Source organism: Pollutimonas thiosulfatoxidans (assembly GCF_004022565.1).
Classification (GTDB): domain Bacteria; phylum Pseudomonadota; class Gammaproteobacteria; order Burkholderiales; family Burkholderiaceae_B; genus Pusillimonas_D; species Pusillimonas_D thiosulfatoxidans.
In genome coordinates this window covers 1,697,563-1,711,932 of record NZ_CP022987.1, presented here as the reverse complement: position 1 = coordinate 1,711,932, position 14,370 = coordinate 1,697,563, and the positions used below count along the sequence as shown (strand labels likewise).

Below are 14,370 nucleotides of genomic sequence, written 5' to 3'. Positions count from 1 at the left end.
AGTTCCTTCTTCAAGCTGTTGTCGCGGTCGATTCGATGAAGTCCTGCGCGAAGCGTTGCAGCACGCCACCGGCCTCATAGATCGATACTTCTTCTGCGGTGTCCAGGCGGCAGGTGACGGGTACGTCGATACGCTCGCCATCCTTGCGATGGATGCGTAGCGTCAGTGTCGTGCCAGGGCTGGGTTCGCCAACCACGTCGTAGGTCTCGGTGCCGTCGATGTTCAAGGTGTGGCGGTTGACGCCCGGCTTGAACTCCAGCGGCAGTACGCCCATGCCGACCAGATTGGTGCGGTGGATGCGTTCGAAGCCTTCGGCCGCGATGGCTTCCACGCCGGCCAGCCTTACACCCTTGGCCGCCCAGTCGCGCGAAGAGCCCTGGCCGTAGTCCGCACCGGCCACGATAATCAGCGGCTGCTTGCGCTCCATGTAGGTTTCGATGGCTTCCCACATGCGGGTGATCTTGCCTTCGGGTTCGATGCGTGCCAGCGAGCCTTGCTTGACCTTGCCGTTCTCGGTGACCATTTCGTTCAGCAGTTTGGGGTTGGCAAAGGTTGCTCGCTGCGCTGTCAGGTGGTCGCCGCGATGGGTGGCGTAAGAGTTGAAGTCTTCCTCGGGCAAGCCCATCTTGGCCAGGTATTCGCCGGCAGCACTGTCCGCCAGTATGGCGTTGGAGGGCGACAGGTGGTCGGTCGTGATGTTGTCGCCCAGTACTGCCAGGGGCCGCATGCCGCTAAGCGTGCGCTTGCCGGCAAGTGCGCCTTCCCAGTAGGGCGGGCAGCGGATGTAGGTGCTTTGCGGGCGCCATTCGTACAAGGGCGCTACCTGCTCGCTTGCCACGATGCTGCGTGCAAACATGGGCTCGTAAACTTGCCGGAACTGTTCGGGCTTGACGCTGGCCGCAACGATGGCGTCGATCTCTTCGTCCGTAGGCCAGATGTCTTTCAAGGTGACCGGCTTGCCGTCATGGTCCAGGCCCAGCACATCTTTTTCGATATCGAAGCGGATGGTGCCGGCGATAGCGTAGGCAACCACCAGTGGCGGGGAGGCCAAAAAGGCTTGCTTGGCGTAAGGATGGATGCGGCCATCGAAGTTGCGGTTACCCGACAGTACGGCGGTAGCGTACAGGTCGCGGCTGACGATTTCTTGCTGTATGGTCGGGTCCAGCGCGCCGCTCATGCCATTGCAAGTTGTACAGGCGAAGCCGACAATCCCGAATCCCAGTTGTTCCAGTTCGGGCAGCAGCTTGGAATCTTCCAGGTACAACTGCACCGCCTTCGAACCGGGCGCCAGTGATGACTTTACCCACGGCTTGCGTGTCAGGCCGCGCGCATTGGCATTGCGGGCCAGCAGGCCGGCGGCGATCACGTTGCGCGGGTTGCTGGTGTTGGTGCAACTGGTGATGGCGGCGATAATCACGGCGCCATCCGGCATCAAACCGGGCTCGTTCTCGACCTTGCCCGAGATGCCCCGCGCAGCGAGCTCTGAAGTCGGCACGCGGCGGTGCGGGTTGGACGGGCCGGCAATATTGCGTACCACCGTCGACAAGTCGAATCGCAGCACACGCTCGTATTCAGCCGTTTTAAGGCTGTCGGCCCAAAGCCCCGTGTGCTTGGCATAGGTTTCCACCAACTTTACCTGCTCGTCTTCGCGACCGGTCAGTTTCAGGTAATCGATGGTCTGCTGGTCGATATAGAACATCGCCGCCGTGGCGCCGTATTCGGGCGTCATGTTGGAGATGGTGGCGCGGTCGCCCAGGGTAAGGTCGGCAACGCCCTCGCCATAGAACTCCAGGTAAGACGACACAACCTTCTCGTTGCGCAGGAACTCAGTCAGTGCCAATACCAGATCGGTGGCCGTGCTGCCGGGGCGCAGCTTGCCGGTCAGTTCGACGCCGATGATATCGGGCAGGCGCATCCATGATGCGCGACCCAGCATGACGCTTTCCGCCTCCAGGCCGCCGACGCCGATGGCAATCACGCCCAGCGCGTCCACATGAGGCGTGTGGCTGTCGGTGCCCACGAGTGTGTCAGGGAAGGCCACACCATCGATGGCATGCACCACGGGCGACATCCGTTCCAGATTGATCTGGTGCATGATGCCGTTGCCGGGCGGAATGACGTCGACGTTCTTGAATGCCTTCTTGGTCCAGTTGATGAAATGAAAGCGGTCGTCGTTGCGCCTGTCTTCGATGGCGCGATTCTTTTGGAAGGCATCCTTCTCGAAACCGCCGTGTTCGACGGCCAAGGAGTGATCGACAATCAATTGCGTCGGTACAACCGGATTGACTTGAGCCGGGTCGCCGCCTTTTGCCGCAATGGCTTCGCGCAGGCCAGCCAGGTCCACCAGAGCGGTTTGGCCCAGGATGTCATGGCAAACCACGCGTGCCGGAAACCAGGGGAAATCCAGGTCACGCTTGCGCTCAATGAATTGCCGTAGCGAAGCGGTAAGGGTAGCCGGATCGCAGCGGCGCACGAGGTTTTCGGCCAGCACACGCGAGGTGTATGGCAGCTTGTCGTAGGAACCCGGCTCGATCGCCTCGACCACCGAGCGGGTGTCGAAGTAGTCGAGCTTGGTGCCGGGCAGCGGCTTGCGGTTTGCAGTATTCATGACTTCAAGGTTTCCTATCGTGACCTATCCGCGTTTGGCGAGAGGGACGAATTTCTGATCTTCGGGGCCGACATAGTTGGCCGTGGGGCGAATGATTTTGTTGTCGATGCGCTGTTCGATGATGTGCGCCGCCCAGCCGGCGGTGCGGGCAATGACGAACAAGGGGGTGAACATGGCTGTCGGTACGCCCATCGTGTGATACGAAACGGCCGAGAACCAGTCCAGGTTGGGGAACATTTTTTTGGCGTCCCACATGACGGTTTCCAGGCGTTCCGCGATGTCGTACATCTTCGTGTTGCCTTGCTTCTTGGACAGCTTGCGGGCGACGTCCTTGATGACTTTGTTGCGCGGATCGGAAACGGTGTACACGGGATGGCCAAAGCCGATGATGACTTCCTTGTTCTCGACGCGGCGCCGAATATCGGCTTCAGCCTCGTCGGGCGACTCGTAGCGCTTTTGTATTTCGAAGGCGACTTCGTTGGCGCCGCCATGTTTGGGGCCGCGCAAGGCGCCTATGCCGCCGGCGATGGCCGAATACATATCCGAGCCCGTGCCCGCAATCACGCGGCTGGCAAAGGTGGACGCGTTGAATTCGTGTTCTGCATAAAGGATGAGCGAGGTGTGCATGGCGCGCACCCACTCGTCATTGGGCGCCTTGCCGTGCAACAGGTGCAGGAAGTGTCCGCCTATGCTGTCGTCGTCGGTCTGGACGTCGATGTAGTGGCCGTTGTGGCTGAAGTGATACCAATACAGCAGCGCGGAGCCCAGGTTGGCCAGCAGCCGGTCGGCGATGTCTCGGGCGTCCGGCGTATTGTGGTCGTCTTTTTCGGGCAGGATGCAGCCCAGTACGGAAACGGCCGTGCGCATGACGTCCATGGGATGGCTTGCAGCCGGCAAGGCTTCCAGTGCGGTTTGCAGATTTGCCGGCAGACCGCGCAGGGCCCGCAGCTTTTCCTTGTAGGCGGCAAGCTCTGCCTTGTTGGGCAGCTTGCCGTGGATCAGCAGGTGAGCAACTTCTTCGAACTCGCAGGTTTCGGCAATATCGAGAATATCGTAGCCGCGGTAGTGCAGGTCGTTACCGCTGCGCCCGACGGTGCACAGGGCGGTGTTGCCGGCAACTACGCCGGACAATGCTACGGATTTTTTAGCCTTGGGTGCGGGCTTGGTATCTGGGGTCTGCTTTGTGACCATGGCGGGGCTCCTGATGATTATTTTGCTTTGCCTTGTTGGAACAAGGCGTCGAGTTTCGATTCGAATTCGTGGTAACCGATGCGTTCGTAAAGTTCTTCGCGCGTTTGCATGAGATCGACCACGTTCTTCTGGTGGCCATCACGCCGGATGGCGGTATAAACAGCTTCTGCAGCTTTGTTCATGGCGCGGAAGGCCGACAGCGGATAGAGCACCATGCCCACTCCGACGCCGCCCAATTCTTCGACCGTGAACAATGGGGTCTGGCCAAACTCGGTGATGTTGGCCAATACCGGCACCTTGAGTGTGTCGGCGAACAGCTTATAGGTTTCCAGATCGTAGGACGCCTCGGCGAAGATGGCATCCGCGCCCGCTTCAACGCAGGCGACTGAGCGTTCCAGCGCGGCCTGTACACCGTCCACCGCAATGGCATCAGTGCGTGCAATGATGAAGAAATCGCTGTCGGTGCGTGCATCAACAGCTGCCTTGACGCGATCAGCCATTTCCTGGGTGCTAACAATCTCCTTGCCGGGACGATGGCCGCAGCGCTTCGCGCCGACCTGGTCCTCGATGTGGCAGGCGGCGGCGCCAAACTTGATCAGGCTTTTAATGCTGCGTGCGATATTGAAGGCCGATGGACCGAAACCGGTGTCAATATCGACAACCAGGGGCACGTCGCAAACGTCAGTGATGCGGCGGATATCGGTCAACACGTCATCCAGCGTATTGATGCCCAGGTCTGGCAAGCCCAATGAGCCGGCAGCCACGCCACCGCCCGACAGGTAAATGGCGCGGTATCCTGCGCGTTTTGCAAGCAGGGCATGATTGGCGTTGATGGCGCCCATGATCTGCAGGGGTTGTTCTTCTTTCAGTGCCTGGCGAAATTGTGCGCCGGCGGACGCGGGTCGGGTCATTTCAGCTCCGGAATAGCGGGTGTAAGCGCTGGAAAGCAGCGGGGGCGGAACGTCTTGCGAACAAGGCCCAACGTTGCGGGCCTTGTTGTCGTTCAATGTGTGTTTACGTTAACAGCTCTTGCACGCCGTCGCGCTCTTCGAGCAGCTCTTTCAGGGTGAAATCCATGCGCTCGCGCGAGAAGGCGTCGATTTCCAGCCCTTCCACCCGTGTGTACTCGCCCTTGTCGGTGGTGACTGGCACGCCGTAGATAATGCCTTCGGGAATGCCGTAAGAACCATCGGAGGGAACGCCCATGGTGACCCATTTGCCGTTCGAGCCCAGCACCCAGTCGCGCACGTGATCGATGGCGGCGTTGGCAGCCGACGCGGCGGATGACAAGCCGCGCGCTTCGATGATGGCTGCACCGCGTTTGCCGACGGTGGGGATGAAGGTGTCGCGATTCCAGGCGTCGTCATTGATCAGGCCGGCCAGGCTTTGGCCGCCGACGGTGGCGAAACGGATATCGGGATACATGGTGGGCGAGTGGTTGCCCCAGACGATCAGCTTTTCGATCTCGGCAACAGGCTTGCCCGACTGGGTGGCCAGTTGCGACAAGGCACGATTGTGATCCAGGCGCAGCATGGCTGTGAAGTTCTTCGCGGGAAGATCGGGCGCTGACTTCATGGCGATGTAGGCGTTGGTGTTGGCGGGGTTGCCCACGACCAGGACCTTGACGTCGCGGCTGGCCGACTCGTTAAGAGCCTTGCCTTGCGCCGTGAAGATCTGCGCATTCACATGCAGCAGGTCTTTGCGTTCCATGCCGGGGCCGCGGGGACGTGCGCCAACCAGCAAGGCAACGTCGGCGTCCTTGAACGCCTCGCGGGCGTCGCTGTGGGCGGACATGCCGGCCAACAAGGGGAACGCGCAATCGTCAAGTTCCATCATGACGCCCTTGAGTGCCTTCTGGGCTTTCTCGTCGGGTATCTCGAGCAACTGAAGAATCACGGGCTGGTCTTTGCCGAGCATTTCGCCCGAAGCAATGCGGAACAGCAGAGCGTACCCGATCTGGCCGGCTGCGCCGGTGACGGCGACACGCATGGCGGGTTTGGACATGAACAATCTCCCGGTAGATAATGGTATGTGAGGGGTGTAAAGACAAATGACAGTGTAAATCTTTTGACGGCTTTTCCATCGGGCCGCAGACCCTGGACAATCGCGGCCCTGGTCCTGTGCCAGGCCAAGCTGCCACGCGGGCCGCTGCCTATGGGCGTCGTGCTGTAGCGTAGCGAAATTCCGGGCGCGAGTCAATTGTCTTATATCTTATATAAGACACAAGAGTATTCGACAGAATGCGTCAAGCGTGCGAAAATGGCGGGCGTTCATGTAGCGTTTTCACCCTATCCCACGACCTACCCGGTTCTTAAATATCTGCCATGTCTGATGCACCCCTTACTGATCGAGGCTCCGCGCCTGCCGATCGCTCTGCAAGCAGCGCGGCGTTCAGCCCGTTGTACCAGCAGATCAAGGGTTTGTTGCTGCAAAGTCTGGACAGGGGCGAATGGAAACCGGGCGAGTCCATCCCCAGCGAGCTCGAGCTTGCAGCGCGCTTCCAGGTCAGCCAGGGCACGGTGCGCAAGGCCATCGACGAGCTCGCTTCTGAGAACCTGCTGCTGCGTCGGCAAGGCAAGGGCACTTTTGTAGCCACGCATCACGAAGCCAAGGTGCGTTTTCGCTTTTTGCGGCTTGCTCCCGACGACGGCAAGCAGTCCGTTTCAGGCAGTCGTATTCTCGACTGCCGCCGCGTCAAGGCGCCGGCCGATATCTCCACCTTGCTTGAACTGCGCAGCGGCGAAGCCGTCGTCAATATGCGGCGCCTGCTCACTTTTGATCAGACCGCCACCATACTGGACGATATCTGGCTGCCGGGCGCCGTGTTTCGCGGCCTCACAGCCGAGTCACTCGGCCGGTATCGCGGCCCGCTATATGGGCTGTTCGAGTCCGAGTACGGGGTCAGCATGGTGCGCGCTGAAGAAAAAATCAAAGCAGTATCCGCGTCGGACGATCAGGCGCGGCTGTTGCAAGTGGCGCCAGGCAGCGCGCTGCTGCAAGTGGAACGTGTGTCTTATACCTATGGTGATCGCCCCATGGAAGTTCGCAGGGGATTGTATGTAACAGAGCGGTTCCATTATCGAAACAGTCTGAATTAGCGCAACTTTTTGCCGATTTGATGCTCACCGCTTAAATCGGCGAAAATGCCTGTAGCGCTTTGCAATAATTATTTGTTTTTCACTCGAGGCCATCATGTCCGATTCAGCTTCAAAGCCGCGTCCGCAGTTTCGCAATCTTAGCGTGCCGCAGATACTAAGCTACCGCTTGCCCTTGGCAGGAAAGTCGTCAATCATGCACCGCGTCAGCGGCGCCTTATTGTTTCTCTGTATTCCGCTGGTAATTTTGCCGCTTTTTGCGCTTAGCGTGACGTCCCCCGAAAGCTTCGCCTCCATCCAGGGCTGGGTGGCAAATCCGCTCTGCAAACTGGTGCTGCTGGCGCTCATTTGGGGTTACCTCCATCATTTCTGTGCGGGCATCCGCTATCTTTTGCTCGATCTGCATATCGGCAACGACAAGCATTCGGCACAGAAGTCGGCGGGTGTGGTGTTCGGTGTCAGTCTCGCGCTCACTCTGGTCTTCGGTCTTAAATTGTTCGGGGTTTGGTAATGGCTAAAGAACTACTCGGTACGAAGCGCCTGGTCGTTGGCGCACACTACGGAACCCTGGACTTTATCGTGCAACGGGTCACCGCGGTCATCATGGCTGTCTATACACTCGTGCTGTTTTTCGGAATTATTTTCACCTCTGAAATGAATTTCGAAAGCTGGCGCAACCTGTTCACGTTTACCTGGGGCGTTTTGCCGGTCGGTCAGTTGTTGGCCACCTTGGCGTTCCTGTCGGTCGCGTGGCACGCCTGGATAGGCGTCCGCGATATCTGGATGGACTACGTACGCTCTGCGGGCCTGCGCCTGTTGCTGCAAGTGCTGACACTGTTGTGGCTGGTTGGCGCCGTCGTCTATTTCGCAAAAATTCTCTGGAGCTTATAAGCCGTGGCTGCTGTCAAAAATTCCTTACCGCGCCGCCAGTTTGATGTGGTGGTCGTGGGCGCCGGCGGGGCCGGCATGCGTTGCTCCTTGCAACTTGCTCAAGCCGGCTTGTCGGTTGCCGTCCTGTCCAAAGTCTTCCCGACCCGTTCGCATACGGTGGCTGCTCAAGGGGGCGTCAGCGCTTCGCTGGGCAACATGAGCGAAGACCACTGGAACTGGCATATGTACGATACCGTCAAGGGTTCCGATTGGCTCGGCGACCAGGACGCCATCGAGTTCATGTGCCGCGAAGCGCCCAATGCGGTTTACGAACTCGAGCACTTCGGCATGCCCTTCGACCGCAATCCGGATGGCACCATTTACCAGCGTCCGTTCGGTGGACACACGGCCAACTTCGGCGAAAAGCCCGTGCAACGCGCCTGTGCCGCTGCTGACCGCACCGGTCACGCCATGCTGCATACGCTGTATCAACGCAACGTTGCCGCCCGCACGCAGTTTTTTGTCGAGTGGATGGCACTGGACCTCTTGCGTAACGACGCGGGCGATGTCCTGGGCGTTACCGCCCTCGAAATGGAAACCGGCGAAATCTACGTGCTGGAGGCGAAGCAAACTGTATTGGCAACCGGCGGGGCAGGGCGCATCTGGGCCGCATCCACGAACGCGTTCATCAATACCGGTGACGGTCTGGGCATGGCAGCACGCGCCGGCCTGCCTTTGCAGGATCTCGAGTTCTGGCAATTTCACCCCACCGGCGTCGCCGGTGCCGGCGTACTGATTACCGAAGGCGTACGCGGCGAAGGCGGCATCCTGCTCAACAAGGATGGCGAACGCTTCATGGAGCGCTACGCGCCCACGCTTAAAGATCTGGCCCCGCGCGACTTCGTCTCGCGCTCGATGGACCAAGAAATCAAAGAAGGGCGCGGTTGCGGAGACGGCAGCTATGTCGTGCTCAAGCTCGATCACCTGGGTGCCGAAACCATCCAGAAGCGTCTGCCGTCCATCCGCGAAATCGCCATCAAGTTTGCCAACGTCGATCCCATCAAGGATCCCATACCGGTCGTGCCCACGATTCACTACCAGATGGGTGGCATCCCGACCAACATCTATGGTCAGGTCATCACCGTTGCCAATGGCGGCACCACACCGGTCAATGGTCTGTACGCCATCGGCGAGTGCGCTGCAACGTCGGTGCACGGCGCCAACCGGCTGGGCACGAATTCCCTGCTCGACCTTATTGTATTTGGCCGTTCGGCGGGCAATCACATTGTTCAGTCCCATCCAGAACGCCAGCACGCCCATCAAGACATCCCGGATTCGGCCATCGAGTTCTCGCTGGATCGTGTCAATAGGCTGGAAGCTCGCAAGTCGGGCGAGAAAGTACAGGATGCAGCCGCTGCGATCCGCACGTCCATGCAATATCACTGCGGCGTGTTCCGCACACTCGATCTCCTGAACAAGGGCGTCGACTCCATCGAGGGCATCGCTCAGCAAGTGGACAATATGTACTTCGACGACAAGTCAAAGGTCTTCAATACCGCGCGTATCGAGGCCCTGGAAGTCGAGAACATGATCGAAGTCGCACGCGCGACGACCAAATCCGCAGCCGCCCGTACGGAAAGCCGGGGCGCTCATGCCCTGGACGACCATCCCGAGCGCGATGACGAGAACTGGTTGCGTCACACACTGTGGTTCTCCGAAGGCAGCCGTCTCGAGTACAAGCCGGTCACCATGAAGCCGCTTACCGTCGACAGCATTCCGCCCATGCCGCGGACCTTCTAAGCAGGATATCGAAATGAGCCAAAAACGTATCGTTAAATTCGAAATCTACCGCTACGATCCCGACAAGGACGAGCGGCCCTACATGCAAAAGCTCGAAGTCGAGCTTCAGCCGACCGACAAGATGCTGCTGGATGCACTCATTCGCATCAAAAGCGACGTCGACGACAGCCTGGCGCTGCGCCGGTCCTGCCGCGAAGGCGTCTGCGGTTCCGATGCCATGAACATCAACGGCAAGAACGGCCTGGCCTGCACGACGAATATGCTCGAACTGAAAGAGCCTGTCGTGCTCAAGCCATTGCCCGGCCTGCCGGTGGTGCGCGACCTTATCGTCGACATGACGCACTTCTTTAACCAGTACCATTCGATCAAGCCTTTCCTGATCAACGACCAGCCGCCGCCCGAGCGTGAGCGTCTCCAGACGCCCGAGGCACGCGACGAGCTCAACGGCCTGTACGAATGCATACTGTGCGCATGCTGTTCGACGGCATGTCCCTCTTTCTGGTGGAACCCCGACAAATTCGTGGGTCCCGCAGGGCTGCTGCAGGCTTACCGATTCATCGTCGATACCCGCGACGAAGCTACGGCAGAACGCCTCGATAACCTCGAGGATCCCTATCGCCTGTTCCGGTGCCACACCATCATGAACTGTGCTGATGTCTGTCCCAAGGGCCTTAATCCGTCGGCTGCTATCGGCAAGATCAAGGAACTCCTGGTTCGTCGCACTATTTAGGAATATGCCCCAGTAATGGCAACACTCTCCGAGCTGGAACGCGCCCGTCTGCGTTGGCGGGCCCGTCGAGGCCTGCTGGAAAACGATCTGATCATCACCCGATTTCTGGATCACTACGAAGCTGAACTAACTGATACTGATGTTTCCGCCTTGTCTTTGCTGTTCGAGATGGGCGATAACGAATTGCTTGATGTGTTGCTGGCCAGAACCGACCTTGCGGGCGTATACGATACGCCCGACATCCGTCGCTTGGTCGCGCAAATGCGAGAGCTGTAAATTTTAAGGAAAAATGTGATGCAATTGTCCGACAAGAAAGCCACGCTATCATTCTCCGACGGCAGTCCTTCTGTTGAGTTTCCGGTCTATCAGGGTACTGTTGGCCCCGACGTGATCGACATCCGCAAGCTCTATGGCCAAAGCGGCATGTTCACGTACGATCCGGGCTTTCTCTCGACTGCCGCCTGCGAATCGGGCATTACCTATATTGATGGCGACAAGGGCCAGTTGCTGTATCGCGGCTACCCTATTGATCAGTTGGCGCAAAATTGCGACTTCATGGATATTTGCTATTTGATCCTGAATGGCGACTTGCCCAACAACACGCAGAAGACCGAGTTCGACCACCTGGTTACGCACCACACCATGGTGAACGAGCAACTGCATTTCTTCCTGCGCGGTTTCCGTCGCGACGCACACCCCATGGCTGTGCTGACTGGCCTGGTGGGCGCGCTGTCGGCCTTCTATCACGACTCTACCGACATCACCAATCCGCACCATCGCCATGTGTCGGCCATCCGCCTTATCGCGAAGATGCCGACGTTGGTCGCCATGGCCTATAAATTTTCACAAGGCCAGCCTTTCATCTATCCGCAGAACGACTTGTCCTACACGGGCAACTTCCTGCGCATGATGTTCGCCACGCCTTGCGAAGAATACAAGGTCAACGAGGTCGTCGAGCGTGCGCTGGATCGCATCTTCATCCTGCATGCCGACCACGAGCAAAACGCCTCCACCTCAACCGTGCGTCTGTGTGGCTCGTCGGGCACCAATCCCTTCGCGGCCATCGCCGCTGGCGTGGGCTGCCTCTGGGGCCCGGCCCATGGTGGCGCCAATGAAGCCTGCCTGCAGATGCTCGAAGAGCTCCAAGCCAACGGCGGCGTCGCCAAAGTGGGCGAGTTCATGGAGAAGGTCAAAGACAAGAACTCTGGCGTTCGCCTCATGGGCTTTGGCCATCGGGTCTACAAAAACTACGATCCACGCGCCAAGCTCATGCAGGAAACCTGCAAGGAAGTGTTGTCGGCACTGGGCCTGGAAAACGATCCGCTGTTCAAGCTGGCCATGGAACTGGAACGCATAGCGCTGGAAGATCCGTACTTCGTCGAGCGCAAGCTGTATCCCAACGTGGACTTCTACTCCGGTATCGTCCAACGCGCCATCGGCATTCCGACCTCGTTGTTCACGGCTATCTTCGCCTTGGCACGTACCGTGGGCTGGATCGCCCAATGGAGCGAAATGCTGTCCGACCCCGACTACAAGATCGGCCGTCCCCGTCAGTTGTACACCGGTGCCCAAACCCGCGACGTTCCTGCTAACCGCGGGTAAGTAAGCCCTGGTGTGGGGTCGGGTCTTGCAATCAGGCATTGCAAGACCCGACTTGCATACACTACAGTTGGACTTGACCGGCCTCTTGTTGAGCATCGACCACGGCCAGGGCGGTCATGTTGACGATGCGCCGGACCGTGGAACTGGTGGTCAACACGTGTACGGGACGCGCGGCGCCCAGCAGCACGGGCCCCATGGTAACGCCATTGCTGCCGGTCATTTTCAACATGTTGTAGATGATGTTGCCAGCGTCCAGGTTCGGCGTGATCAGCAAGTTGGCAGGCCCACGCAGCGTCGAATCCGGGAATGCCTTCAAGCGTATGGCTTCCGACAGCGCCGCATCGGCATGCATCTCGCCATCCACTTCCAGGTCGGGCGCCCGTTGGGCGATCAGGCGGCGTGCTTCGGCCATCTTGCGCGACGAGGCCGTCGAGCGGCTGCCGAAGTTCGAATGCGACAGCAAGGCCACCTTGGGCACGATGCCAAAGCGCAGTACTTCTTCCGCCGCCAATATGGTCATGTCGGCAATCTGTTCCGCTGTGGGATCTTCGTTTACGTGGGTATCGCAAATGAACAAGGTCTGGGTCGGCAACATCAGTACATTCATGGCGGCAAAAGTGCCGGCGCCGGGCTTGAGGCCTATGACTTCTTCCACGTACTTCAGTTGATTATCGAAGCGGCTGCTGACTCCGCATATCATCGCGTCGGCGTCTCCGCGTTGCAGCAGCATCACACCAATCAAGGAATTGTGCTTGCGCACCATGGCCTTGGCGATCTCGGGCGTTACGCCGTCGCGGCCTTTCAGCTTGTAATAGGCGCTCCAGGTTTCGTTGAAGCGGGCGTCGTCTTCCGGGTCGACGATCTCGATGTCGCGGCCGACGGTCAGGCGCAGGCCGAACTTTCGTATCCGCATATCGATGACCGATGGGCGTCCGACCAGGATGGGGTAGGCCACTTGCTCGTCGACGATGGTTTGAAGCGCCCGCAGCACTCGCTCATCTTCCCCGTCGGCGTAGATCACACGCTTGGGCGCGCTCTTGGCTTGCATGAACAGGGGCCGCATCAATTGCCCGGAGTGGTAGACCAGGCTCATCAGCTTTTGCCGATAGGCTTCCATGTCTTGAATCGGACGCCTGGCCACGCCTGAAGCTGCAGCGGCTTCGGCCACGGCCGGCGCGATCTTCATGATGAGGCGCGGATCAAAAGGCTTGGGAATGATGTAGTCAGGCCCGAAGTTCAGTTCTTGATTGGCATAGGCGAGGGCGACTTCGTCGTTCTGTTCAGCCTGGGCCAGTTCGGCGATGGCCTTTACGCAGGCCAGCTTCATTTCTTCGTTGATGACCGATGCCCCGACATCCATTGCTCCGCGGAAGATGAAGGGGAAGCACAGGACGTTGTTTACCTGGTTGGGGTAGTCGGACCGCCCCGTTGCGATGATGCAGTCGGGCCGTGCCGCTTTCGCGATCTCCGGCCGGATCTCCGGCTCTGGATTGGCCAGCGCCAGGATCAGGGGTTGGGATGCCATGGTCTTGACCATGTCGGCCGTCAGTACACCCGGCGCCGAGCACCCCAGGAATATATCCGCATCGCGGCACACGTCTGCCAGTGTGCGTGCCTCGGTTTCCTGCGCGTAGCGTGCCTTGTTGGGCTCCATGTTCTCGTCGCGGCCCTTGCGGATGACGCCGCGCGAATCCACTACATACATGTTCGATTGCCTGACCCCCAGGTGCTGCAGCAGATCCAGGCAAGCGATGGCGGCGGCGCCCGCGCCGGAACACACCAGCTTGACGTCTTCGATTTTCTTGCCCACGACCTTCAATCCGTTAAGGATGGCGGCGGAGGAAATAATGGCAGTGCCATGCTGATCATCGTGGAAGACTGGTATCTTCATGCGTTCGCGCAGCTTCTTCTCGATGTAGAAGCATTCGGGCGCCTTGATATCCTCCAGATTGACCCCGCCCAGGGTGGGCTCGAGCGCGGCAATGATGTCGACCAGCTTGTCGGGATCAGTTTCATCCAGCTCGATGTCGAACACATCAATGCCGGCGAACTTCTTGAACAGGCAGCCTTTGCCTTCCATGACGGGTTTGGCGGCCAAGGGCCCGATATTGCCCAGCCCCAGCACGGCTGTGCCATTGGTAATCACGCCCACCAGATTGGAGCGCGAGGTGTACATCGAGGCGGCGTCTTCGCCGTCAGCATGGATGGCCATGCAGGCGCTGGCTACACCGGGCGAGTATGCCAGCGACAAGTCGTCCTGGTTCGCCAGCGGCTTGGTCGGCATCACCGATATCTTGCCCGGGCTGGGATAGGCATGGTATTGAAGGGCAAGTTTGGCAAGATCGGCGTTCGCATCCATGGCGACATGCTCCTGGGAAAAGAAAAAGAAGAAACTTAACGCTTTACAGACGATTTGCGTTAACGAATTAGTATCTGAATCCGATAGGTGTTTGTTATTGCCAACGGTTTGGCGC

12 protein-coding genes are annotated in these 14,370 nt (G+C 59.1%); 7 read left to right on the top strand and 5 right to left on the bottom strand.

Annotated features, from left to right (window positions below; genetic code table 11):
- Positions 1-10: 10 nt before the first annotated feature.
- From acnD to CKA81_RS08125, 4 genes are all read right to left on the bottom strand, one after another.
- Positions 11-2,608: a Fe/S-dependent 2-methylisocitrate dehydratase AcnD gene (gene acnD / locus CKA81_RS08140; RefSeq protein ID WP_128354863.1), complete on the bottom strand. Its 2,598-nt coding sequence runs from the start codon at positions 2,606-2,608 to the stop codon at positions 11-13.
- A 24-nt stretch (positions 2,609-2,632) separates the two neighbouring features.
- Positions 2,633-3,859: a bifunctional 2-methylcitrate synthase/citrate synthase gene (gene prpC / locus CKA81_RS08135; RefSeq protein WP_394342551.1), complete on the bottom strand. Its 1,227-nt coding sequence runs from the start codon at positions 3,857-3,859 to the stop codon at positions 2,633-2,635.
- Positions 3,817-4,710, bottom strand: a complete 894-nt coding sequence (gene prpB, locus CKA81_RS08130; RefSeq protein ID WP_128354861.1) for a methylisocitrate lyase — start codon at positions 4,708-4,710, stop codon at positions 3,817-3,819. Before prpB ends, prpC begins: the two co-directional genes overlap by 43 nt.
- A gap of 103 nt (positions 4,711-4,813) precedes the next feature.
- A complete protein-coding gene (locus tag CKA81_RS08125; RefSeq protein ID WP_128354860.1) occupies positions 4,814-5,803 on the bottom strand; it encodes a malate dehydrogenase in 990 nt (329 codons plus the stop codon).
- A gap of 320 nt (positions 5,804-6,123) precedes the next feature.
- Here CKA81_RS08125 and CKA81_RS08120 point away from each other — a divergent pair, with 320 nt between their 5' ends.
- The 7 genes from CKA81_RS08120 to gltA all read left to right on the top strand — a co-directional run bounded on the left by CKA81_RS08120 (position 6,124) and on the right by gltA (position 11,896).
- Positions 6,124-6,897, top strand: coding sequence for a GntR family transcriptional regulator (locus CKA81_RS08120; RefSeq protein WP_128354859.1), 774 nt, complete (start codon positions 6,124-6,126; stop codon positions 6,895-6,897).
- A gap of 94 nt (positions 6,898-6,991) precedes the next feature.
- Positions 6,992-7,405 (top strand): succinate dehydrogenase, cytochrome b556 subunit, encoded by a 414-nt coding sequence (gene sdhC / locus CKA81_RS08115; protein WP_128354858.1) that lies wholly within the window; start codon positions 6,992-6,994, stop codon positions 7,403-7,405.
- Entirely contained in the window at positions 7,405-7,785 is a 381-nt protein-coding gene (sdhD, locus tag CKA81_RS08110; protein WP_128354857.1) for a succinate dehydrogenase, hydrophobic membrane anchor protein, read from the top strand. The genes sdhC and sdhD overlap by 1 nt, the downstream gene beginning before the upstream one ends.
- A 3-nt stretch (positions 7,786-7,788) precedes the next feature.
- Positions 7,789-9,564, top strand: a complete 1,776-nt coding sequence (gene sdhA / locus CKA81_RS08105) for a succinate dehydrogenase flavoprotein subunit (protein WP_128354856.1) — start codon at positions 7,789-7,791, stop codon at positions 9,562-9,564.
- A gap of 13 nt (positions 9,565-9,577) precedes the next feature.
- The gene (locus tag CKA81_RS08100) at positions 9,578-10,294 is read left to right on the top strand and encodes a succinate dehydrogenase iron-sulfur subunit (protein ID WP_128354855.1); all 717 of its coding nucleotides are present in this window, start codon (positions 9,578-9,580) and stop codon (positions 10,292-10,294) included.
- Between the two features lie 15 nt (positions 10,295-10,309).
- Entirely contained in the window at positions 10,310-10,570 is a 261-nt protein-coding gene (locus CKA81_RS08095; protein WP_128354854.1) for an FAD assembly factor SdhE, read from the top strand.
- An 18-nt stretch (positions 10,571-10,588) separates the two neighbouring features.
- Positions 10,589-11,896, top strand: coding sequence for a citrate synthase (gene gltA, locus CKA81_RS08090; RefSeq protein WP_128354853.1), 1,308 nt, complete (start codon positions 10,589-10,591; stop codon positions 11,894-11,896).
- A 61-nt stretch (positions 11,897-11,957) separates the two neighbouring features.
- Here gltA and CKA81_RS08085 read toward each other — a convergent pair whose 3' ends face one another.
- A complete protein-coding gene (locus CKA81_RS08085; protein ID WP_128354852.1) occupies positions 11,958-14,255 on the bottom strand; it encodes an NADP-dependent malic enzyme in 2,298 nt (765 codons plus the stop codon).
- Positions 14,256-14,370 lie beyond the last annotated feature (115 nt).

Bases quoted from the DNA above. Each gene is read 5' to 3' on its own strand.
- acnD (WP_128354863.1), bottom strand. From the start codon at position 2,608: ATGAATACTGCAAACCGCAAGCCGCTGCCCGGCACCAAGCTCGACTAC.
- prpB (WP_128354861.1), bottom strand. From the start codon at position 4,710: ATGACCCGACCCGCGTCCGCCGGCGCACAATTTCGCCAGGCACTGAAA.
- CKA81_RS08125 (WP_128354860.1), bottom strand. From the start codon at position 5,803: ATGTCCAAACCCGCCATGCGTGTCGCCGTCACCGGCGCAGCCGGCCAG.
- CKA81_RS08120 (WP_128354859.1), top strand. From the start codon at position 6,124: ATGTCTGATGCACCCCTTACTGATCGAGGCTCCGCGCCTGCCGATCGC.
- sdhC (WP_128354858.1), top strand. From the start codon at position 6,992: ATGTCCGATTCAGCTTCAAAGCCGCGTCCGCAGTTTCGCAATCTTAGC.
- sdhD (WP_128354857.1), top strand. From the start codon at position 7,405: ATGGCTAAAGAACTACTCGGTACGAAGCGCCTGGTCGTTGGCGCACAC.
- CKA81_RS08100 (WP_128354855.1), top strand. From the start codon at position 9,578: ATGAGCCAAAAACGTATCGTTAAATTCGAAATCTACCGCTACGATCCC.
- CKA81_RS08095 (WP_128354854.1), top strand. From the start codon at position 10,310: ATGGCAACACTCTCCGAGCTGGAACGCGCCCGTCTGCGTTGGCGGGCC.
- gltA (WP_128354853.1), top strand. From the start codon at position 10,589: ATGCAATTGTCCGACAAGAAAGCCACGCTATCATTCTCCGACGGCAGT.
- CKA81_RS08085 (WP_128354852.1), bottom strand. From the start codon at position 14,255: ATGGATGCGAACGCCGATCTTGCCAAACTTGCCCTTCAATACCATGCC.